Below are 22,577 nucleotides of genomic sequence, written 5' to 3'. Positions count from 1 at the left end.
TTAATTCTTTTTTTCATGCGACCATACCATTCAAAGCATAAGCTAATTAATTCAGTAAAAATTAAAAGTAATAATTCATATTTTTACAAAATGGGATTTTTAGATGAGTTATTTAACAGGAATACGGACAAAGAAGAAATAAAAATGCTCGGTAGGTTTAGCGATGCATATAAACCCTCGTCGAATTACAAGGTCTGGGAAGATGCACTTCTTGCATATGAAAATGAGGAATACCTAAAAGCAACGATAAACTTACTTACTTTTCTTAAAAACCCAGAGAATAAGAATATATCCTATCAGACAGCTGAGAATGAAGTCACCTTTCAATTTTTTCAAGGATCAAAAACCATTTCAGGTTTTCAAAATGAAACAAAATTCAGAGCTGAGGCCAAAATAGCACAAACCGACGATATCAAAATTGGATTAAGTCGGCGACTTTTGGAAAAAAATTACTTGCTTAAATATTCTAGATTTGCGCTAGATGAAGAAGGCAACATCCTTCTAATATTCGATAGTTACACTGTAGATGCAAGTCCTAATAAGCTGTACCAAGGATTAAAAGAAATGGCGACGCAGGCTGATAAATTAGACGACCTAATTCTAGATGAATTCAGCGATCTCCGACCGATCAACAATGAGCATATCATTCCCAGATCGGAGGAACAGAAAGAAAAACAATATGTTTACTTGACACATAAAATCAACCAGTGTTTTCACGAAATTGAAACCAGTAAACTTAATATTGATCAATTTCCAGGCGGGCTATCGTTTTTGTTGCTAGATTTAAATTACAAACTCGACTACTTACTAACGCCTGAAGGCTTCCTGATGGATAATTTAGAAAAAAATCATCGGGTTTTCTTTGCGAACGACAAGAGTGAAGTCGCACTAAAAAATAATCTTTTCATCAAATCATTTAGGAAAATTTTAGAGAAGGATAAAGAAGAAATTAAAGCAGAACTTTATGATGTGATAAGCACTTTCGGTCTACCTGTACCAACACCACATGAGACATTAACTCAGTTAATAGAAAGTGAATTGAATAAAATGCAATGGTATAAAGAAAATAAGCATACTGCCATTGCACTTGCCATTCCTTCCTATGTTGTCGGTTACAGTCTTTTCAGTTATGCTTTACCGATGCCAGACATGAAATTACTAGATCTGTTCTATCGAGTAACAGAATCTGAATTTCTAAATAATGGAGAGTTCATCAATGGAGATACACCTAATGCTAGAAGGGTTAAAAAAGAAATGGCGAGAATAGAAAACAAGTATAAATCGATTCACCCACATTTAGATCTTAATGCTTCTGCCATTGACTTTTCGACGATGTTAACCTTTTCAGAAAGTTTCTTAAATCTAATTAAAGACATAAATCTAGACCACGCTTAAGATGGAAGAAATTATAGAAATATATAAAGATATTGTTATTCAGATCGCTACACCTTACAGCACTGGGACGGGTTTCTACATCAGTGATTATGATGTTATCGTTACGAATGAACATGTGGTCAGAGATAATGCGGAAGTTGCAATTGATGGGCGGGTTTTCAAGAAACAGATAGTAGATGTCATTTACATCGATCCTAAATTTGATATTGCCTTTATATCAGCACCGCCAGAATTGAAACATTTAAAAGTTGATGTAGAGAGAATCGGGGATTTATCAGAAGGAAATCCAGTGATTGCGATCGGACATCCCTATGGATTAAAATACACGGTTACCACAGGGATTATCAGTAATCTCTTGCATGAGCAATCCGGAATCACTTATATCCAACATGATGCAGCGATCAACCCTGGAAATAGTGGTGGGCCCTTACTTGATAGAGACGGAAGCGTTATTGGAATTAACACATTCGTGATACGAGATGGGAACAATATTGGTTTTTCACTTCCGGTCAGATATTTACTAGATACCTTACATGATTTCAAGAAAGGCGGCAACTTGCCAGGTGTTCGATGTAATTCATGTCTGAACATCGTTTTCGAAGAATCTACTAATATGGATTATTGTCCACATTGTGGTGCATCCATAAGACTGATTAAATCCATAGAACCTTACGAGCCTATGGGCGTTTCTAAAATTTTAGAATCGATGTTGACTGAGCTCGGCTATGAGGTAAAGTTAGCAAGAAGAGGTCCTAAGAATTGGCAAATAACGAGAGGGAGTGCGCGAATTAACATTTCGTACAATTCGAAAAACGGGCTTAATATTTGTGATGCTTATTTGTGTGAATTGCCATCAGAAGGTATAAATTCAATTTATAAATATCTGCTACGACAAAATCATCAGTTAGAAGGATTTAGTTTGTCAATAAAAGATCAAGATATTATACTTTCACTTTTAATCTTCGATCAATACTTGAATCAGGAAACTGGCGTTAAATTATTTAGAGAATTATTCGAAAAGGCAGATTATTTTGACAATATCCTTGTGGAAGAGTTCGGAGCGATGTGGAAAATGCAAAATTAATACGTCTAATAATGGGGGGTTTATCAAATTATAATGTCTTTAATATGTATACAAAAATAGAAATACACCGAATAAATGATTAATTTTGCCTTTGATGTTAAGACCTCGAAACTTTAAACTATGAAATTTAAAAAATACCTATTCATTCTTTTTACGGTTTTAATGTGTGCTGGTGTAAGTGCTCAGGATATACACTTTTCCCAGTTTTACATGTCACCATTAAACCTTAACCCTGCATTAACGGGGGTTATGAACTGTAATACGCGTTTCGTGGCTAACTACAGAAATCAATGGGCACAAGCCTTAGGTTCAAATGCATATAATACTTACTCCGCATCATACGATCAAAAAGTACCTGTAGGACGATCTGATTATTTTGGTATCGGAGGATCATTTTATGGTGATGTTGCAGGATCTTCTAGATTCGGCACTCAGCATGGAGGACTTTCGCTTTCTTACAGTAAGAAAATGGGAGGATATAGAAAGAAATCACATTACTTAGTAATTGGAGCAGAAGCTGCACTTGCTAATAGAGGAATAAGACAAGATAATCTTCAGTGGGGATCTCAGCATGATGGTAATGGAGGATTCTGTCCTACGTGCCCTACTAATGAGTCATTAGAGAGATACAACTTCCTTTTTGGAGATATATCAGCTGGACTTCTTTGGTTCAGTGTTATCGATAAAAACACAAATTATTATGTTGGTGGAGCTTTCCATCACCTAAATCAACCTAATCAGAGTTTCTACCAAGGTTCATTTGAGCCATTAGCGAGCAGATTTACTTTTCACGCGGGTGGTCAATTTTTGATTAGAAATAGAATTTCTTTGGTTCCTAACGTTGTTGCAATGTTTCAAGGACCACACAGAGAGTTTAATCTTGGTACTTCACTAAGGTTCGCAATGGGAAAAAGCAGAAATGGAGGTCAGTCATGGCAAGCGGGTGCTTGGACAAGGGTCGGCCGACAAGAATCTGGTGGAATCCATGTAGATGCAATTGTATTAGCAACAAGAATTGATTACGAGGAATATGGAATAGGATTCAGTTATGACATCAATGTTTCGTCATTAACGGCTGCAACATATGGAAATGGAGCTTTCGAATTTTCACTTGTTTATACAATTTGCGGTCCTGAAAACAGAGGGGTTTACTGTCCTAAATTTTAAGTCCTTTTTATTCTAAATGTCGGTGACGACATATATTGTAAAAATTAAATATGCTGCACTATTTTTTATTAAATGTGGTAAACATATCTTATTTTACATTTTTAAAAGGTTAAAATTAATTCAAGATGTTCGGAAATAAAGATTCAAAGAAAGAACAAGCTGCTCAAAAGAGATCTGGAAGCACAGCGCCTCCTTCTAACTCAAGTAATTCATTAGTTGCAGGTACACAATTAGATGGTACTGTAAAAGCTGATAATGATTTCCGTATAGATGGAACATTAATAGGTAACTTGAATTGTAAAGGTAAAGTGATCATCGGACCATCAGGAACTGTAGATGGTGAGATAGATTGTGTTAATGCTTTGATAGAAGGAAATTTCAATGGAGCGTTGAAAGTTAAAGAATTACTTTCTGTAAAAGATACGGCTAAGATCACTGGTGAAATCGTTACAGATAAGCTTCTAGTTCAGTCTGGTGCAATCTTTAATGTGAAATGCCAGATGGGAGGACAGACGCTTTCGAATGTAAATAGCAATAAAAACAAACCTTCTGGAATCAAGAAAGATTTAGTGCTCAATGCCTAAAACTGGAAAAGAAAATAAACGAAACGATTTATTAAAATATATGGGAATGGCAACACAATTATTTGTGTTGCTTTTTCTTTTACTATGGCTTGGTAAAAAACTGGACGCCTATCTAGCATTAGAAAAACCAGTTTTTATGCTCATATTTATAATTATAGGATTAGCGGCTTATCTTTATAAAGTCTATAAAGATGTAGGTTAATGTCTAAATCCAATTTCTTAAAATACCTTTTTGGCCTTACGATAGCTCTTCTTGCTATCGTTCTACTAATTCATGGCCACGGTGAAATTGGAAAATTCACTGATTTCTCTATCTATGCGATCATCGCATTCTTTGGATTGTCTTACTTGATGTATACTTTGGGTACTTCTGCAGCAAGCAGTTCTAACAAGTACTCATTTAATAATATCATCGTCGGTAACATGATCATTAAAATGTTCATGTGCGTTGCTATTGTCTTCATCTACAAGAAAGCTTATCAGATCGAATCTAGAGCTTTTCTTCTGCCTTTTCTGGTCATCTATCTTAGTTATACTATTTTCGAAACCTACTTTCTGACTAAGTTGGCGAAGGGGAAATAGTGGATAATGGATAATGGATATTGGAAAAAGTTTCCCGCAGATTTCGCTGAGTACGCAGATTAAGCTGATTAATAAAGTATTCATAGCTTCACTTGTGGTGATACTATGAAGTTATTAATTATGATCTGATAGACTGATCTGAAGTCAGCTATCAAATGATCATGGAAATCGAATGATGGTTGTTGGATCGTGGAAAAAGTTTCCCGCAGATTTCGCTAAGTACGCAGATTAAGCTGATTAATGAAATATTCATAGCCTCACTTGAGGTGATACCATGAAGTTGTATTAATGATCTGATAGCCTGACCTGAAGTCAGCCTATCAAATGATCACGGTAATCGAAAGATAGTTGTTGGATCGTGGAAAAAGTTTCCCGCAGATTTCAGTGATGACGCAGATTAATAAAACATTCATAGACTCACTTGAGGTAATACCGTGAAGTTGTTAATTTCAAGAGATGAATATCATCAGTCTAGTAATTTGCTTCGAAAAACCCTCTATAAGAATCTGCTGATCTCTGCTTAACAATCTCTCTATAACTTTTCTGCGTAACCGCAAAAACTTCATACTCTAGATCCTTTGAAATAAAACCTTCCTCCGCTTCAACAGCTTTCTGATGGTATTCCATCGCTGTTAATTGATTGCTAAACTTACGAACCAAAATGATTTGTGAACCTTCATCTTTATTTAAGTAAATGCTAGAAATCTTAAGCTTGTCATCTTTAAAGTTCTTTTGATTGAAAGTACTGATGTCAATTTTAGAAGTCGTCATGTCCTTACTACTCTTAGAGTATAAGATCACAATAACGTAGTGCAACTTATCCGGCTCTACCTTAAAGTCTTCACCAGACTCATTGTATAATATCGGATCGAACGCTTTTTTATCTCCTTTTACAAATCTAAGTATTTCCTTTGCTCTTGCTTCTTCGGGAGTATTCGGATGCTTCTTCACAACGTAATTAAGCGAAGTAATATAAGCAGCTTCACCTTCTAAATTAGCAACACACATTGCAGATAATAGGTCAATTTTTGCGCTCAGTCCCTTCAATTTTTCATTGTCTTCATTCGCTAATTCTATTAATAAACCTTTAGCACTTGCATATTCACCATCTTCAAACAAACTATAAGCTTGCTCATACTTCCGTTCCACTTTCTTAGCTTCATTTAATTGCTTATCTCCATAATTTGGATCGGTAATAGAAAGAGTATACTTAGAATCTGGGAATTCTGCTACCAATTTATCCTTATAATAATTTGCTTTTGCAGTGTTTTTCAAATCCATATAAGACAAGTAAGAATAATAGTAAGCTTCCTCGGCTAACATCGTTTTTGCATTTCTTCGATACAATTCTTCTAACGACTCCGCTGATTTACTAAACTGTTCTAATTTGGTTCTGTATAGCTTTCCTAAATTAAAATAAGCCTCTTCGATTTTATTATTAGCAACCAATTTAGCTTTTGCACTGAAAGGTACTCCAGATAAAAGTGCTTGTACTTCTTCATCGGTCATGCGTTTTGCGATCTGCTCTTCCGAAGATTCCGCATCGATAGTACTTGATGTTTTATTAGACCTTCTCCAGTCATCTTCTAAGTTCCTAGAACCCCATTTCTTTCTGAAATCATTTTGACCTCGACGCACTTTATTTAGATCATAAGCGAAAAAATCACTTTTCTTTCCTCCTCCTGAAGCACCTCCGACACTGCTTACTGAAATGGCATTAGCAACATTAGCACCTTTACTTAAAGTGGCAGTCTTAGGTTTAGAAGCCATCTCTTTTTTCTTTTTCAATGCCGCAGCAATCTTCTTCTGCTCTTCAGGTCCCATTTCACTAACCCTTAACAAACTGTCTTGCAGCTCTATCATAGAAATATTCGTAGCAATATCTTTTAAGTTTTCACTCTTTCGCTTCACATCATCATATCGCTCGTCAGATTTCGGAAGGGTAATCAATGTACTATCATAGTGATACTTTGCATCTGCGTAATCTTCCTCATCATAAAAATAAGTCGCAAGTGCATAGTAAGATTCAGCACTTTGAGATCCATTTCCAACATTGTACTTGATCGACTGTCTAAAATTTTCTATCGCTAAGTCTCTTTGTTTCAATTTGAGATTTATCGTTCCCATGGTATAGTAGATCTGATCTCTATATTCGAAATTCTTCTCTTCCTTCGCCATTTTCTCTAGACGCTTCATTGTCGTTTCAGCCGTTTCTTGACCAGAAGCCCATGCTGCCTTAGATAAATTCAATGCCGCATTAAATTCCATCTCATATGCAGGATGCATTTTGATCACCGCATTATATGCGTCGAATGCTTTATCTTGTCTTCCTAATTGCTGATTTAGCTGCGCTATAATGAAGGTAAATCTTGCCTTCTCATCTTTGTTTTTGCTTAGTTCTATAGCTTGATTAAGTGAAATAATAGCCTCACTATACTCCTTCTTCTTAATATGGTAAAATGAACGGACAACTGGTATTTCCCTTCTGACATCCTCTGGAGTTCCAGCGTCACCTTCTACTTTATCTAAGTAATAACTTGCAAGTGAAAAGCGCTCTCTATGAACATAAGTTCTTGCTAACCATAATATTCCTTCCTGATACACAGGCTTGTGCCCGAACATCTCATTCTTCTCAGCGGAAGAAACAACTTCTTTAGGATCTGAATTAGGTGGGTTTGTACTTTTTGTATTGGTAGATTTAGTTGATGGAGTACCTTTGTCTGCTTCAACCGTTGAGGTTGTCTCCGTCGTTGTAGAACGTTCTGTAGTAGATTCTGTCGCCTTACTTTCTGTTTTTTCAGGTCTCTTCTTGCTTCCTGGCTTACTAGTTCTTTTTTTAGTCCCAGCCTTTTTAGTCTTTTTCTTTTTTGTTTTTTTCTTTGTAGTTTCTCGTTTCTTCTTCGGTGCTTTTTTCTTCTTAGTCGTAGGTCGACGAGTAGACTTTCGTGTAGTCTTTTTCTTTTCTTTCTTTGTATCTTTTAATTTTGACTTCCTCTTGTTCAGCGGATCAAATTCATCTACAAAAAATTCAAAAGTCTTCTCTGCAGACTCATAGTCTTGCTTTAAGTATTGCGCCTTTCCAAGTAAAACGTAGCAATCGTCTACCCATTGACTTGGTTCATGAATCGTCGCTGCTATAGAAACTTTTTCAATAGCCTTATCTAAATTAGCACTTACCGATTTCGCATCATTAGTCGCCGTATATGGATACAATGGTAAAAGTTGATTATAATTCTCTTGATATTGAGAAGTAAGCGACGCCTCTGCTTCTTGCATTAAGACATCTGCATTAAAATAACCATTAAACTTCGCAGTGGTATTATGATAAATCTTTCCTATCGTACCGACCTCTCCTCTCTTCTTTTGAACAGTACACCCTTCAATTAGAAAAATTGTCGTTAAAAACCCTAATAAAACTATAATCCGCCTCAATCTATCAGATTTATTATTTTTAAATTACTTTCAATACCTTTGGGGCCTGACAAAACAAAAATGTCAGACCAACATATGATATAACAAAAATCGAGCAAATTTATTTTATAAATTGATTTTCTCTTTGACAATATGTCAATTTATACTCGAAAACAACGTTATAATTGGGAATATGGATGAACACGAATTAACAGGAAAGAAAAAAGATAAACTCAAACAGAATTACCGTTTGGTAATTTTAGATGATGAGACATTACAAGAAGTATCAACTTACAAGCTAAGTTTACTTAACTTATATATGCTCCTGAGTAGTGTCTTCGTATTACTTGGACTTATAATTATTCTACTTTTTGTATTTACACCTTTAAAAACCTTTCTACCTGGTTATGGAGATGTCGAAGCTAATAAACAGTTTATAGAGCTGACACAAAAGACTGAAGAGTTAGAAAATGATATCCTCGCGATGAATGAATATCTAGAAAGGAGCAAAACTAGATTAGTGGGGACTTCTGAAGGAGATAGCAGGATAGAATCATTCGATGAAAATCCATCTAACATTCCTATTAACTTAGATCTAGATCAAGAATACACGAATCGCAGCCCTAAGAAAATAGTAAATAAGGCAAAATTAGGTCAGTACTATTTGCTAACGCCATTACTCGGGCCTATTAGTGCAGAATTCGATCCAAATAGGAAACATTTCGGCGTGGATATCCTCGGTCCTAAAAATTCTGCAGTTAAAGCAATCATGGACGGTTACGTCATTTCTTCCGATTGGACATTAGAATCAGGAAATACCATAGCCATTCAGCATGCCAATAATATTGTATCATTTTATAAGCATAATTCTTCTTTATTAAAAAAAGCTGGTAGTTTTGTGCAAGCTGGAGAGGCGATAGCGATTATCGGCAATTCAGGAACATTATCGGACGGACCTCATTTACACTTTGAGCTTTGGTACAATGGGCATCCGGTTAATCCAACAGAATTTATAAACTTTTAGACGAATGAGTAATCACGATTTAAAAACCCTAAGAGACGAAGAGGGTAAATTATTAAGCCCAATTTTATCAGACGAAATCAAGAATTTTTTAATTGATATCGACGGTACAATTTGCGATGATATTCCTAATGAAGAACCGGAAAGAATGGGAACATGTTCTCCATATCCTGACGCTTTAGAAATTATCAACCAATGGTATGAAGAAGGTCATATTATAACTTTCTTTACTTCTAGAACTGAAGAACACCGTAAAATCACTGAAAAGTGGTTGAAAGAACATAAATTTAGATATCATGGTCTTCTAATGGGTAAGCCTAGAGGAGGTAATTATCATTGGATTGATAATCACTTAGTAAGAGCGACAAGATTTAAGGGCAAGTTTACCAACTTTGTCAATAAAAATAAATCCATCGAAGTTTTCGAAGATTAATTCCAAATGCAAGTGATTTAAGAATACAGGATGATCAGCAGCAATGCTTTTCTGAAAGTATCTTAAATCACTTCATCATTTTACCGATGTAGTAAATTCTTAATTGCAGGATTGATTTCATCAAATTCAAAATGGAATTTTTGATCTAAGATCTTATCAGCTGATACTTTCGAACTCATAAGTATAGCTTCCGACATTTCTCCAAATATTAATTTGAGCATAAATTCTGGTACCCCAAACTGAACAAAAGGTCCAGGTTTAGATTCTGCTATAGAACGAACTAGTTCCTTTCCATTGACAGGATGAGGTGCTACCCCATTATACACTCCGTCTAGTGAATGTTCTATAATGAAAGTGAATATTCTGCAAAGGTCATTTATATGTATCCATGAAAATACTTGAGAACCATCACCGAAATAATTCCCCATTCTAAAATTAAACGGTATTAACATTGGCTTTAAGGCACCTCCTTCTGTGGAAAGCACTATTCCTATCCGAATGATGGCTAAAGAACTCACTTCACTTTGCAAACTTCTGTGTGCTTCTTCCCATTGATGGACGACATCTACTAAGAAGTCACTGCGGTCTTGGCTCACTTCTTCCTCTGATAAAGCATGATCATCCTGATTTCCATAGATTCCTATCGCAGAAGCTCCAATGTATCCAGGTCTTTTTCCTTTTATTTTTGACAATTCCTTCTTAAGAAGCGCCGTCGATTGTAATCGGCTTTCTAGGATTGCTTTTTTCCTATCATCTGTCCATCTTTTATCAGCGACTCCCGCTCCTGCTAGGTGAATAACAAAATCAACATCCAATGCTCCTTCTTCTATATATCCCTTTTCTATATCCCACTCAAAAAATTGAATGCTACCGTCTGATTTCTTACTTCTTGATAGCACTGAAACCTCGTGACCATGACTTAAAAGTAAAGTTGAAAGCGATTTTCCAATTAATCCGGTACCACCAGTTATCAGTATTTTTTTTGACATTTAAATTTATTAATATGTTATTAATATATATTAAATATCTTTATAAGGCAGATTGTTCTATGTCCTAAATTCATGATAATGAAATTATTGAATATATATCCAATTTTATTCCTGAGTGTGTTGTTATGTATGTATTCCTGTCAGACGGAAGAAAAACCAATTCAGGATTTTAGTCTCAATATTCGATTGGCTAATGATCCAGGAAGAGTGAATCCTATGGTTGGAAACCCTACAGATGAATCTAATCAGGTCAATTCATTAATATTCCTACCTCTTGCACACTACGATCCTATTACTTACGAAATGAGTCCAGTTTTAATCAAGGAAGTACCTGACGCAAAGGTCATGGAGGATGGGACCATAGTATATGATTATGAGTTTTTAGAAGATGCCGTGTGGGATGATGGGAAACCGATCACTGCTGAAGACTACCTTTTCACGATGAAAGTTGCTATGAACCCAAAAGTTGATGCAGTTTCTTGGAGAGGGCTATTAGCAAATATCGATTCTATAGGTATAGATGCTTCGAACGATCGAAAGTTTTCCGTTATCATAAAGGAATATTTCCTTCTTGCTAAAGAGGCCAGTTGCACATTCGAGATCTTCCCAAAACATATCTATGATCCTGAAGGAATCTTAGATGCTTATTCCCTTCAGGATGTAGTGAATTCAGAAGAATCGGACAGCATTCTTTCTGAATTTGCGAAAACTTTTAATAGTGTTAAATATTCTAAAGAAATCGTTTCCGGAAGTGGGCCATACAAGTTAAAAGCTTGGGAAATAGATCAATATATAGCTTTAGAGCGAAAAGAAAATTACTGGGGCGATAAGTATCCTGAACGGAAGGCACTCGAAAACAACCCTAAGGAAGTGATCTTCAGAATAATCTCAGATGAAAATGCGGCGGTAACTTTATTAAAAGATGGAAGCTTAGACCTCATGGTTGTAAAAAGTGCAACCATTTTTGAAAACTTAAAAAACAGTTCTAATTTCGATAGTCTATTTACACTCGCAACTCCTGAGTTAGCTAGATTCTACTACATCGGGCTGAACAATAGAAAGCCTGAATTAGCAGACAAAGATGTAAGAAGAGCTTTGGCTCATTTGATTGATGTGGACCTAATCATTAATAATCTAGAAAATGGATATGCGACTCGACAACTAGGAACGATAATGCCTAACTCCGAATATTATAACCGCTCTCTTTCTGAAATAGACTTCGATATAAAGAAAGCTAATGCAATACTTGATAATGAAGGCTGGAAAGACACTAATGGAAATGGCGTTCGAGATAAAATTATAGATGGCCAACTTGTAGAACTAGAAGTGGAATATGTAGCCTCTCAGAGCCCATTGGGTCAGAAAGTTGGTCTACTCTTCCAAGATAATGCTAAACAAGCAGGAGTTGACGTAAAAATGATCATCAAGGAAGGTCGTAAATTTAATGAAGCAATGTATGCCTTGGATTTCGAAGCTTCGGCATCTGCGGCAGGCTATTCACTTGCGCCATATGATCCTTACCAGCGATGGCATTCTGACAATAGTGATCCTAAGGAAGGCAATTTTGCAGGTTATGTCAATGAAAGAAACGATGAATTAATAGAGCTCATTAGAACGGCTGAAGATCTTGCTGAAAGGACTGCAGCATATAAAGAATTCCAGCAATTAATGTATGATGAGCAACCAGTGATTTTCCTATACTCTCCTACTCAGAAATTTGTATTGAATAAAAAGTTCAAGGGCTTATTCTCAATGAAAAGACCAGGATATTTTGTTGGGAGTTTCGAGTTCGCGGAGTAAAAAAAGTCATAGCCTCACTTTATGTGAGACCATGACTTTTTTCAAGATAAATCTGATGGTCTCACATCCAGTGAGGCTATCAGATTTATCGGCGTGTAATCTTAGTCTTAAATATTATTAAATAATTCTTTTCCTAATTCAATATTAACGATACTATTATTTCTAAATCCATTATAAGCTTTAGCTGAAGAGTACTCCCAATCAACTGCCGTTTTTACTAATCCAGCCTTTACTGGATTCTCATGAATATAACTAAAACATTGAAAAACATAATCATTCCCAAATTCAAATTTAGATTTGTGTTTTCCATCAATTGTAATAAAGTCGTCAATCCATCCATCTTTTGCTTTGCAATGTGACCTAAATAAACTCCCACTTTCATTTAACTCCAGATTCACTTTTCTAGTATAAGATCTTAATAGTATTCCAATTGCATGGTTCAATGTTATTTCATCATTTTCATCTTTCACTCTTGCTTTCATTGGAAATGTACTGGTTCCAAATTTTAAATCTCTCCTTTTGTATTCTAATTCATCCACATGTTTATAATAGTCATGCTTTTTAATTTTAGAATTTTCGATATAAAACTGCCAGTGAAAATGATTTGGCATTAAGCAATAACTTATTAAACTACCAAAGGGAGGTAAGGTCAATCTCATTTTCCATAGGAAATAATCATAGTGGTTAGAATTTTGAAATACTTTCCGTCCATTATTTCCTTGATTATAAATATGAAACAATTGATTGTCATAAAAATCCATGCAAAGGTTCTTTATTAACTTAGTAAATAAAAGACCTTATTTATTAACTTTTGATCGTGTGAAAAATATAACTTTCGTTATTCTGGACTCACCTTATTTAAGATAGTATATCACAAATCGTCTCACTATTTCTCATTCTATGAAGCTATTAACTTTGAAGCACGAGATGGCATAAAACATTCACATTCTAGAATCTACAAAACTTTAAACAAAAAAAGTCATAGCCTCACTTTATGTGAGACCATGACTTTTTTTTAAGATAAATCTGATGGTCTCACATCCAGTGAGGCTATCAGATTTATCGGCGTGTTGTTGACATTATTTTATCTTCCTTGCATTACGTTCTAACAAGGAACACTCAGTTTAAAATTAAATTATGCTCTGGCTTCCCATCCAGCGGATAAGCCGCGGGTTCATAGCCTATAATGCCTCCGGCTTCCCATCCAGCGGGTGTGCCGCTGGTTCTCTCACTAAAATGCCGCTGGCATTTTTCCTGCGGATCGTTCGTTCATCCTACGGATCGTTCGTTCATCCTTCGCAACGGCTATTCAGGTTCGAAACCAAGTACTATACTAAACTTACCGAAATCAGTCCACTTAGATCCTGGTTCAAGATTTTTATCAAATCCAAATCCATAATCAAATCCAAGTAATCCAAACATCGGAAGGAATACCCGAAGTCCAGCTCCCGCTGATCTCTTCAACTGGAAAGGATTATAATCTCTGAATCCTCCATACGAGTTCGCTCCTTGAGCAAATAAGTGAGCATAGATCGTAGAATTCGGATTCAAGGTAAATGGATATCTCAATTCAACTGTAAACTTATTAAATATAGTTGCATCCTCTGGTTCTCCATCTTCACCATTTACAACAAAATCTGTCGTCTCATACCCTCTTACCGAAATGATATCTTTACCTGTTATCTGTACTTGCTGATTATTCAGACCATCACCACCTACTTCAAATCTTTCAAAAGGTGAAACTCCTACTTCCTTCCTATAGTAACCTAACACTCCAATCTTGGCTTGAGCCATAACAACTAGCTTATCCCAAACATTGAAGAAATGCTGCGCTTCGAATTTCCACTTGTGATATTCTAAAAACTCAAATTTTCCTGCATCTTCTAAATCTTCAATAAATGATAACTCATCTGCTTCAGACAATGGAGCCCCCTCTCCTCTTCTTAGGTTCTCTTCATTAATTTCACGAGCTTTTTCTGCTTCCGTAAGTTGGAATATAGTATTATCCTTACCTCTCCAGAAATAGTATGGAGTAAGTTGTAATGTCAATGAAATCTTAGATCCACTCCGTGGGAAAATTGGTTCTACCACTGAACTTCTAACCAAAGTCTGTCTTAGGTTAAAGTTTTTGTAGCTACCATTAGAAACAGTAAATCCTCCTTGGAAGTAATCATCTAACACTAAATTCTCAATATTAGCTGTTGCACTATATACAAAATAATCATCCGGACGCTTTAACTGCGTTCCAAGTCCTATCGATACATTTGTTATCGAAAACTTACCACTTCCTAATGAAGAATAATCAAAATTAGAATATACACTACCAACTGTTAAACTGGTCGGCTTCTTTCCTCCCAACCACGGTTCAGTGAATGAAAAGTTATAAGACTGGTAAAAATTACTATTCGATTGTGCTCTTACAGAAAGTCGTTGTCCATCACCTTGTGGTAGTGGATTCCATGTTGATCGATCTGTTATATTTCTTAGAGAAAAGTTATTAAACGTCACACCAAGTGTACCTACTAGACCTTGGAAACCTCCATATCCAGCTGATAACTCAAGCTGATCCGAAGGCCTTTCTTCTAGTTGATATTCGATATCCACTGTTCCACTCTGCGGATCTACCGGAGTTCCAATATCCATATTCTCAGGATTAAAATATCCTAAGTTGATAATCTCTCTTTGTGATCTAATGATATCTGACCTTGAAAACTTAGCACCTGGCTTCGTTCTCAACATTCTTCTAACAACATGTTCATGAGTCCTATCATTACCTGCAATATTTACCCTGTCGATTGTTGCCTGAGGACCCTCATAAATTCTCATTTCTAAATCAATAGAATCATTCTCTATACTTATTTCTGTAGGATCTACTCTAAAAAACAAGTACCCATCATCCATGTATAATGAACTCACATCTCTTCCATCCTGAGCAAACTGAATTCGCTGATTAAGCAATTCTTCGTTGTACACATCTCCTTTTTCGATTCCTAATATACTTCCTAGGTATTCACTAGAATATAAAGAATTTCCTTTCCACACGATATCTCTGAACACATATCTATTTCCTTCCGAAACCGTGATATCAATAAAGAACTTTCCTTCTGAATCACGATATACAGAATCTTTCACAATCTTAGCATCCCGAAAACCAATCGTGTTATAATATGCGATCATGGCTTTCTTATCATCCTCGTATTCGTCTTCCTTAAACTTAGACTTCTTCAGCAAGGTTAACCTCTTCTTCGTATTCTCCATTTTCTTACGAAGTTTCCGATCTGAAACAGCCTCGTTACCATGGATAACGATATCTTGAATTCTAACTCTATCTTTCTTGTCAATGTCAAACTCAAGTCTAACCGAATTCGCCCGAATCGTATCTGCAAATTCTTTAATTTCAACTTCAGTATCTAAGAAACCATCACTGATAAATTTCTCCTTGATTTTCAACTTAGTAAGTTCTTTAAGATCTTCCGTGACAATCCCACCTTTAGTAAGTATCCCATCGACGATCTCATTAAGATCTTCATGCTTTACTTTCTTAACTCCATTGTAAGAGTATCTTGCTAAAATCGGTAGCTCTGTTAATTCAATCCCTAGAAAGATGATATCATCTTCTACTCTCTCCTGAATCACCTTTACATCTGAGAATAATCTCAATCGAAGTAAAGACTTGATCGCTTTAGGAATTTCAGGACCAGGAACAGTAATTTTTTTCCCTACTGTTAATCCTGAAATGGAAATAATCGCATTTGGGTCTCTATGTTTAGGTCCATAAACATTTACACCACCGATTTCATATTCATTCTGATCGTCATAATCAATTTCTCCCATTACGTCCTGAGCATTTAAGCCCATTGACATAAATAGAAACATTCCGAACAAAATACTTTTTATAATCTCAATCTTCATTTAATCATCTATTTAAGACTTGCCGTTAAAGAACGGCTAAGCCACATGAAGTGTTGCAACTTAACCTAATTGCTCACTTGTTTTTCCAAACCTTCTTTCTCTTTGTTGATAGTCAACAATGGCCTTATACAGGTCTTCTCGCCTGAAATCTGGCCAATAAATATCTGTAAAATACAATTCAGAATAAGCCATCTGATAAAGTAAATAATTACTAATTCTTTTTTCTCCGCTAGTCCGAATCATTAATTCCGGATCGGGCATGTTATGCGTATCGAGGTAAGTTTTGAATAAGTCATCATCTATCTGATCTGGATCCACTTTTCCACTCTTTACATCTTCAGCAATTAATTTAGTTGCATGGAGAATTTCCCATCGAGAGCTATAATTAAGAGCAAGTGTAAGAGTCATTCGATCATTATGCTTCGTGTTCTCGATGCATTCTAATAAAGCTTTATAACTCTTAGGAGGCAACTTAGTTAGATCACCGATAGCATTAAGTCGAATATTATTTTTATTCAAAGTTTCTACTTCTTTTCGGAGTGTCTCTACAAGTAATGCCATCAGAGCATTTACTTCGAGTTTAGGACGGTTCCAATTTTCAGTAGAAAAAGCGTACAGCGTTAAATATTTAATACCTAATTCTGCACACGATTCAGAACTTTCTCTAACCGCCTTCACACCATTTCGATGCCCGAAAACTCTTGGCTTTCCGTACTTCTTAGCCCATCGCCCATTCCCATCCATAATGATGGCAATGTGTTCTGGTAACAAGTCCATGTTTATTTGAGATTTCAGATCCATATTTTCAATCCTCGAAAATTTCTGCAAAATTAACAAAAGCTAAGCAAAATCCACATTTACAAGTATTTATTAATAACAGGCCAGCTTTTTGATCTTTAAGAATTAGACAATCGTTTCCTATTTAATAGCCACATCGGATACTTTCATCATCTAAAAAATCAATTTCATCTATATTCTGTGGGTAAAGGAACAATATTATTAAAATCTTCATTGTTTTATCCGAATCAACTAACTAATCAATATGTACAAATTTATTCTTGCATTCGCAGTATTAACCATTTTCGCAAGTTCATGCACCATCGACCCTTGTATGACTAAAGGTCAGTTTGTTAAAGGTTATGAAACCTTTACAGATAAAGTTTCAGCGAATCATGAAGATTATTCTAAAGCAGACTGGAAGGCAAAAGATGACCAGATGGATAATTTCGTGGATCAGTGTTACCCAAAACACGAATCAAATTTGACAGATGAAGAAAAGAAAACTTTCTGGATAAAATATTTCAAATACAAGTACGATCGCCATGGACGTAATGTTCTCAAGGCTATTGAATTAGATGTTAAGAAGTTTGAAATAGAAATGGATCAAGCCATGGAAGACTTATTCGATGACCCAGACGAAGACTTAGAACAAATATTCAAGGAAGTTTATGGAGATGACATTGAAAAGGCTTTAGACGATTTCCAGAAAGGCATCAACGATATTTCGAATAAGATTAAGGAATGGTTAGAAGAAGGTAAATAGGCGAATTTATATATCTTTGCATCGTATGTATGATGTGATATTAAGTTTTATAACGGCCTTTGCACTTACTTTCCTGGCAATTCCATCCATTATTAATGTAGCCATTAAGAAGGGTTTAACTGACGAGCCAGGTGAAAGAAGAGCTCACACCACGACGACACCGTCTCTAGGAGGAATTGGTATTTTCGCAGGGATGATTTTTTCCATCATTCTCTGGACACCATTCAATTACTTCGGTGACTTGCAGTATATTCTTTGTGCCTTTATTATCATATTTCTGATAGGAGCCAAAGACGATATAGATCCGATGGATCCTGGCCGTAAGTTTCTAGGTCAGATTTTTGCTGCAGGTATTCTTGTTTTTAAGGCCAATGTTAAAATCACGAGTCTTTACGGAATCTTCGGAATCTATGCAATTAATGAATATGTAGGCATCGCGCTTTCTATTTTCACGATTATCGTCATCATCAATGCGTTCAACCTAATCGATGGAATTAATGGACTCTCCGGGAGTATCGGAACTTTAATCAGCGTTCTTTTAGGCTCATGGTTTTTCTTAATAGACCGACTCGAAATCGCGATTGTAGCATTTTCTTTGGCTGGATCCTTAGTTGCTTTTCTGAAATATAATGTTTCCCCTGCGAAGATATTTATGGGAGATACTGGATCCTTATTATTGGGATTAGTCGCTTCTATTTTAACTATTCAATTTATAGAATTACATCAAGACTTAGGAGATTCTCCTTATTTCATAAAATCTGCACCTTCAGTGGCTATCGGCATATTAATACTGCCCTTATTCGATACTTTACGAGTATTTACCATGAGGATTCTCAAGGGACGTTCACCGTTCCAACCAGACAGGAACCACATTCATCATTTACTACTAGACTCTGGTCTGACACATATGCAATCAACTGGCGTACTGGTTTTGGTCAATATTTTATTTATTTTCATGGCAGTACAACTCCAAGGCATTGGTAACCTTTACCTTCTAATGGTCATTTTCAGTATTGCTATTATCCTTACAAGTTTGCTTTTTTTATATGCTCGTCAACAAAGAATCAAGAAGAGCAGTTTGAAATCGAAAGCGAAGTCATGAAATCGATCCTGTTTGTATTTCTAGGCGGTGGAATCGGGAGTCTTTTAAGATATGGCATCAATAATCTGATGGCATCGTTCTCAGAAAAATTCCCATTTGGTACTTTATTGGTCAATGTTTTAGCCTGCCTTCTACTAGGATTTCTAATTGGATTAAGCGCTAAGAATTTATTTAGCCAAGAAATGAAGCTATTTTTGTTGGTAGGTGTATGTGGTGGATTTTCAACGTTTTCTACCTTTTCTGCGGAATCCTTTCAGCTGTTTGATTCAGGACAGGCACTTTCTGCAATCCTTTATATGGCAGCTAGTTTTTTAATCTGCTTGCTCGCTATTTATGGCGGAATGACTGTTGCCGAGCAACTATAGTTTCCTTTTTTCTCAGGCTAAAAACAAAACTCCATTTTACGATCTATATTTTATGCTATGCTTTTTACAGGACCTAGTACTTCAGTGCGAATTTTTTTACAACTTTCCTCGGTCTAAATCCTACCTGCTTCACTGAAAAAATTGGCCCTAACGAAAGAAACCACATTGACAAAATGACTAGAAGTCAAATAATCAATGTGGTTTTTTCTTTGCTCACAGCCCAAGGCTAATCACATTTAGATCCTAATTAGATCTTAGCTAAGATAGCATTCAATGTTGCACTTGGTCTCATGGCACTATTTACAAGATCTTCCTCAGGAGAATAATAACCTCCTATATCTACTGGACTTCCTTGCGCGTCCACTAATTCTTGTAAGATGGTTTCCGTGTTTGCTTTTAATTCCAAAGCTACATCATAGAATTTCTTTCCTAATGCTTCGTCTTCTTTTTGCTCAGCAAGCGCTTCCGCCCAATATAATGCTAAGTAAAAATGACTACCTCTATTATCTAATTCATTCACCTTTCTAGAAGGAGATCTATCATTCTGTAAAAATTCAGAAGTCGCTTTATCTAAAGCTTCACCTAAAACTATAGCTCCTTTATTATCGAATGTTTTTCCTAAGTGTTCAAGAGAAACAGCAAGTGCAAGAAACTCTCCTAGAGAATCCCATCTTAAGTGACCTTCTTCTACGAATTGCTGAACATGCTTAGGTGCAGATCCTCCAGCTCCAGTTTCAAATAATCCACCTCCATTCATCAATGGAACAATAGAAAGCATTTTAGCACTTGTTCCAACTTCTAAAATTGGGAATAAATCTGTGTTATAATCTCTTAATACATTTCCTGTCACAGAAATAGTATCCTTACCATCTTTAATTCTTTCTAAAGAAAATCTAGTTGCTTTCGCTGGAGACATAATATGAATTTCAAGACCATCTGTATCGCTATCTTTTAGATATAAATTGACCTTCTTAATTAATTCCGCATCATGTGCTCTATTTTCATCTAACCAGAAAACGATAGGTGTTTCTGATTCTCTAGATCTTCTTACTGCTAACTTTACCCAATCCTGAATAGGTAAGTCTTTCACTTGACAAGCTCTCCAAATATCTCCCTTCTCTACTTCGTGCTCCATGATTACATTTCCACCTGCATCTACAACCTGTACCTTCCCATCTGCTGCGATTTCAAATGTCTTATCATGTGAACCATATTCTTCCGCCTTCTGCGCCATTAGTCCTACATTCGGTACTGAACCCATGGTAGTTGGATCAAATGCACCATGCTCTTTACAAAAATCAATCGTTTCTTGATAAATTGCAGCATAACTACTATCTGGAATGACTGCCTTTGTATCCTTCTGCTCACCATTTTTATCCCACATCTGCCCCGAAGTTCTAATCATAGCTGGCATAGACGCATCGATAATTACATCAGAAGGAACATGTAGATTCGTTATCCCTTTATCTGAATTAACCATTGCAAGGTCTGGTCTTTCATCGTAACAAGCTTGGATATCCTTCAGGATTTCCGCTTTCTTTTCTGATGGTAACTCATCAAGCTTCGAAATCAAATCACCAAAACCATTGCTCACATCTACACCTAAGTCAGCGATTGTTGCAGCATGTTTTTCGAAAACTGGTGCAAAAAACACTTCCACTGCATGACCAAAAATGATAGGATCTGATACCTTCATCATGGTTGCCTTCATATGCAAAGAAAATAAAACATCTTTCGCTTTCGCATCTGCTACTTGCTCCTTAAGGAAGTCCACTAAAGCAGATTTGCTCATGAATGTTCCATCTAGGATTTCACCTTTCAGAATAGCTAAATTATCTTTTAAAACGGTAACCACTCCGTCTTTAGCAACGTGTTGGATTTTAACCGTAGTCGCCTCATCAAATGTGTGAGACTTTTCATTATTCATAAAATCTCCATGAGACATCGTCGAAACGTGTGACTTAGAATCTGATGACCATTTCCCCATTCTATGTGGGTGCTTACGTGCATAAGCCTTCACTGGCTTCGGTGCTCTACGGTCTGAATTTCCTTCTCTTAATACAGGATTCACCGCACTTCCTTTCACCTTATTATATCTCGCTCTTATTTCCTTCTCCTCAGCTGTCTTTGGTTCCTCTGGAAAATCTGGAATCGCGAATCCATCAGCTTGCAATTCTTCGATTGCCGCAATCAATTGTGGAACCGAAGCACTAATATTCGGCAACTTAATGATATTTGCTTCTGGTTGCTTAGCTAGATCTCCTAAAAACAAAAGATCATCACTCACTTTTTGATCTTCCTTTAAAAAATCTGGAAAAAGGGCTAGTATTCTTGCAGCTAAAGATATATCTCTCGTTTCTACTTCTACGCCAGAAGATCCTGCGAACGCTTCCACTATCGGTAAAAAAGAATGCGTCGCTAAGTAAGGCGCTTCATCTGTCATCGTGTAAATTATCTTATGCTTGCTCATCTTGCTAATATATTTAATTATGCCTAAAAATTTTGGCTGACAAAAATAATCAAAATTTGCAGATAGTAAATGATCCTTAATCCTTCTTTGCTAGAATGTCTAAAAAACATTACTTTCCGCCAATTTTCAGGTAGATACTAGAGAAAATTCATAGTTTGAACTTGAATATTTACACTTTTTATATGATTTAGCTTAATCTATAATCGAAAAAATCTTTTCACCTTTATCATTATATTTGCACGCATCACTTTTTCAAAACTTTATTGAAGAATTGTGCGTTTTAGGAAAATGATCCCTTATTTCGAAAAGTAAATTAGGGAGCTACTAAACATTAAGTTGTATTTACTTATTAAAGCATAAGAAATTGACCATGGTCAATTGTCAGATAAATTAAGATGGCAGATAATAATATCCTATATAATGTCACTATTAAAATTGACCATAAAGTAGAAGAAGAATGGTTAATGTGGATGAAAGAGGAGCATATCCCAAGCGTTATGGCTACTCAGTGTTTTATAGAAAGCAAAATTAATAAATTACTTTTGGTTCCTGATGATGATGGTGTCATGTACACTATTCAGTATGAGTGTGAAAACATGCGTAAACTGCAAGAATATCAAGGTTCACATGCACCAAAATTGCAGAAAGAGCATCAAGATAGATATAAAGACAAATTTGTAGCATTTAGATCCGTAATGGAGGTACAAGCAAAATATTAA

19 protein-coding genes are annotated in these 22,577 nt (G+C 35.9%); 13 read left to right on the top strand and 6 right to left on the bottom strand.

The window, feature by feature from the left end; translation table 11 throughout:
* Nucleotides 1-90 precede the first annotated feature (90 nt).
* The 6 genes from L2586_RS17650 (at nucleotide 91) to L2586_RS17625 (ending at nucleotide 4,812) form a co-directional block, all read left to right on the top strand.
* Nucleotides 91-1,395 carry a YbjN domain-containing protein gene (locus L2586_RS17650; RefSeq protein WP_235294262.1) on the top strand — a complete coding sequence of 435 codons (1,305 nt, stop codon included), beginning with the start codon at nucleotides 91-93 and terminating at the stop codon, nucleotides 1,393-1,395.
* A 1-nt stretch (nucleotide 1,396) separates the two neighbouring features.
* Nucleotides 1,397-2,479 (top strand): trypsin-like peptidase domain-containing protein, encoded by a 1,083-nt coding sequence (locus L2586_RS17645; RefSeq protein WP_235294261.1) that lies wholly within the window; start codon nucleotides 1,397-1,399, stop codon nucleotides 2,477-2,479.
* Between the two features lie 120 nt (nucleotides 2,480-2,599).
* The gene (locus tag L2586_RS17640; RefSeq protein ID WP_235294260.1) at nucleotides 2,600-3,646 is read left to right on the top strand and encodes a PorP/SprF family type IX secretion system membrane protein; all 1,047 of its coding nucleotides are present in this window, start codon (nucleotides 2,600-2,602) and stop codon (nucleotides 3,644-3,646) included.
* A 125-nt stretch (nucleotides 3,647-3,771) separates the two neighbouring features.
* On the top strand, nucleotides 3,772-4,230 hold the full coding sequence (locus tag L2586_RS17635) for a bactofilin family protein (protein ID WP_235294259.1): 459 nt from the start codon (nucleotides 3,772-3,774) through the stop codon (nucleotides 4,228-4,230).
* Entirely contained in the window at nucleotides 4,223-4,432 is a 210-nt protein-coding gene (locus L2586_RS17630) for an AtpZ/AtpI family protein (protein ID WP_235294258.1), read from the top strand. The genes L2586_RS17635 and L2586_RS17630 overlap by 8 nt, the downstream gene beginning before the upstream one ends.
* Entirely contained in the window at nucleotides 4,432-4,812 is a 381-nt protein-coding gene (locus tag L2586_RS17625; RefSeq protein ID WP_235294257.1) for a hypothetical protein, read from the top strand. Before L2586_RS17630 ends, L2586_RS17625 begins: the two co-directional genes overlap by 1 nt.
* Nucleotides 4,813-5,283: 471 nt before the next feature.
* Here the strand turns inward: L2586_RS17625 and porW are convergent, their stop codons facing one another.
* Nucleotides 5,284-8,244: a type IX secretion system periplasmic lipoprotein PorW/SprE gene (gene porW, locus L2586_RS17620; RefSeq protein ID WP_235294256.1), complete on the bottom strand. Its 2,961-nt coding sequence runs from the start codon at nucleotides 8,242-8,244 to the stop codon at nucleotides 5,284-5,286.
* A gap of 172 nt (nucleotides 8,245-8,416) precedes the next feature.
* Between porW and L2586_RS17615 the strand changes: the two genes are divergently transcribed.
* Nucleotides 8,417-9,247 (top strand): M23 family metallopeptidase, encoded by an 831-nt coding sequence (locus L2586_RS17615; RefSeq protein ID WP_235294255.1) that lies wholly within the window; start codon nucleotides 8,417-8,419, stop codon nucleotides 9,245-9,247.
* 4 nt (nucleotides 9,248-9,251) lie between these two features.
* Nucleotides 9,252-9,677: an LNS2 domain-containing protein gene (locus tag L2586_RS17610; RefSeq protein WP_235294254.1), complete on the top strand. Its 426-nt coding sequence runs from the start codon at nucleotides 9,252-9,254 to the stop codon at nucleotides 9,675-9,677.
* An 80-nt stretch (nucleotides 9,678-9,757) separates the two neighbouring features.
* Here L2586_RS17610 and L2586_RS17605 read toward each other — a convergent pair whose 3' ends face one another.
* Nucleotides 9,758-10,666, bottom strand: a complete 909-nt coding sequence (locus L2586_RS17605) for a TIGR01777 family oxidoreductase (protein ID WP_235294253.1) — start codon at nucleotides 10,664-10,666, stop codon at nucleotides 9,758-9,760.
* Between the two features lie 78 nt (nucleotides 10,667-10,744).
* Here L2586_RS17605 and L2586_RS17600 point away from each other — a divergent pair, with 78 nt between their 5' ends.
* Nucleotides 10,745-12,466, top strand: coding sequence for an ABC transporter substrate-binding protein (locus L2586_RS17600; RefSeq protein WP_235294252.1), 1,722 nt, complete (start codon nucleotides 10,745-10,747; stop codon nucleotides 12,464-12,466).
* A 107-nt stretch (nucleotides 12,467-12,573) separates the two neighbouring features.
* On the opposite strand, the gene L2586_RS17595 is transcribed toward L2586_RS17600, so the two are convergent.
* From L2586_RS17595 to L2586_RS17585, 3 genes are all read right to left on the bottom strand, one after another.
* On the bottom strand, nucleotides 12,574-13,227 hold the full coding sequence (locus L2586_RS17595; protein WP_235294251.1) for a hypothetical protein: 654 nt from the start codon (nucleotides 13,225-13,227) through the stop codon (nucleotides 12,574-12,576).
* Nucleotides 13,228-13,771: 544 nt separating this feature from the next.
* Nucleotides 13,772-16,378 (bottom strand): BamA/OMP85 family outer membrane protein, encoded by a 2,607-nt coding sequence (locus tag L2586_RS17590; protein WP_235294250.1) that lies wholly within the window; start codon nucleotides 16,376-16,378, stop codon nucleotides 13,772-13,774.
* 60 nt (nucleotides 16,379-16,438) lie between these two features.
* On the bottom strand, nucleotides 16,439-17,206 hold the full coding sequence (locus L2586_RS17585; RefSeq protein WP_262914182.1) for an isoprenyl transferase: 768 nt from the start codon (nucleotides 17,204-17,206) through the stop codon (nucleotides 16,439-16,441).
* 214 nt (nucleotides 17,207-17,420) lie between these two features.
* Between L2586_RS17585 and L2586_RS17580 the strand changes: the two genes are divergently transcribed.
* The 3 genes from L2586_RS17580 to crcB are packed head-to-tail and all read left to right on the top strand — an operon-like array spanning nucleotide 17,421 to nucleotide 19,388.
* Entirely contained in the window at nucleotides 17,421-17,921 is a 501-nt protein-coding gene (locus L2586_RS17580; protein ID WP_235294248.1) for a DUF6565 domain-containing protein, read from the top strand.
* Between the two features lie 25 nt (nucleotides 17,922-17,946).
* Complete coding sequence (locus L2586_RS17575) at nucleotides 17,947-19,023, top strand: glycosyltransferase family 4 protein (RefSeq protein ID WP_235294247.1); 1,077 nt, start codon at nucleotides 17,947-17,949, stop codon at nucleotides 19,021-19,023.
* On the top strand, nucleotides 19,020-19,388 hold the full coding sequence (gene crcB / locus L2586_RS17570; protein WP_235294246.1) for a fluoride efflux transporter CrcB: 369 nt from the start codon (nucleotides 19,020-19,022) through the stop codon (nucleotides 19,386-19,388). Before L2586_RS17575 ends, crcB begins: the two co-directional genes overlap by 4 nt.
* A 247-nt stretch (nucleotides 19,389-19,635) precedes the next feature.
* Here the strand turns inward: crcB and L2586_RS17565 are convergent, their stop codons facing one another.
* The gene (locus tag L2586_RS17565) at nucleotides 19,636-21,858 is read right to left on the bottom strand and encodes an NADP-dependent isocitrate dehydrogenase (RefSeq protein WP_235294245.1); all 2,223 of its coding nucleotides are present in this window, start codon (nucleotides 21,856-21,858) and stop codon (nucleotides 19,636-19,638) included.
* A gap of 395 nt (nucleotides 21,859-22,253) precedes the next feature.
* Here L2586_RS17565 and L2586_RS17560 point away from each other — a divergent pair, with 395 nt between their 5' ends.
* Nucleotides 22,254-22,577, top strand: coding sequence for a DUF4286 family protein (locus L2586_RS17560; RefSeq protein ID WP_235294244.1), 324 nt, complete (start codon nucleotides 22,254-22,256; stop codon nucleotides 22,575-22,577).

This window comes from Portibacter lacus, assembly GCF_021533215.1.
GTDB lineage: Bacteria > Bacteroidota > Bacteroidia > Chitinophagales > Saprospiraceae > Portibacter > Portibacter lacus.
Note: the sequence above shows the minus strand (reverse complement) of the source record. Positions and strands in the feature narration are given on the sequence as shown.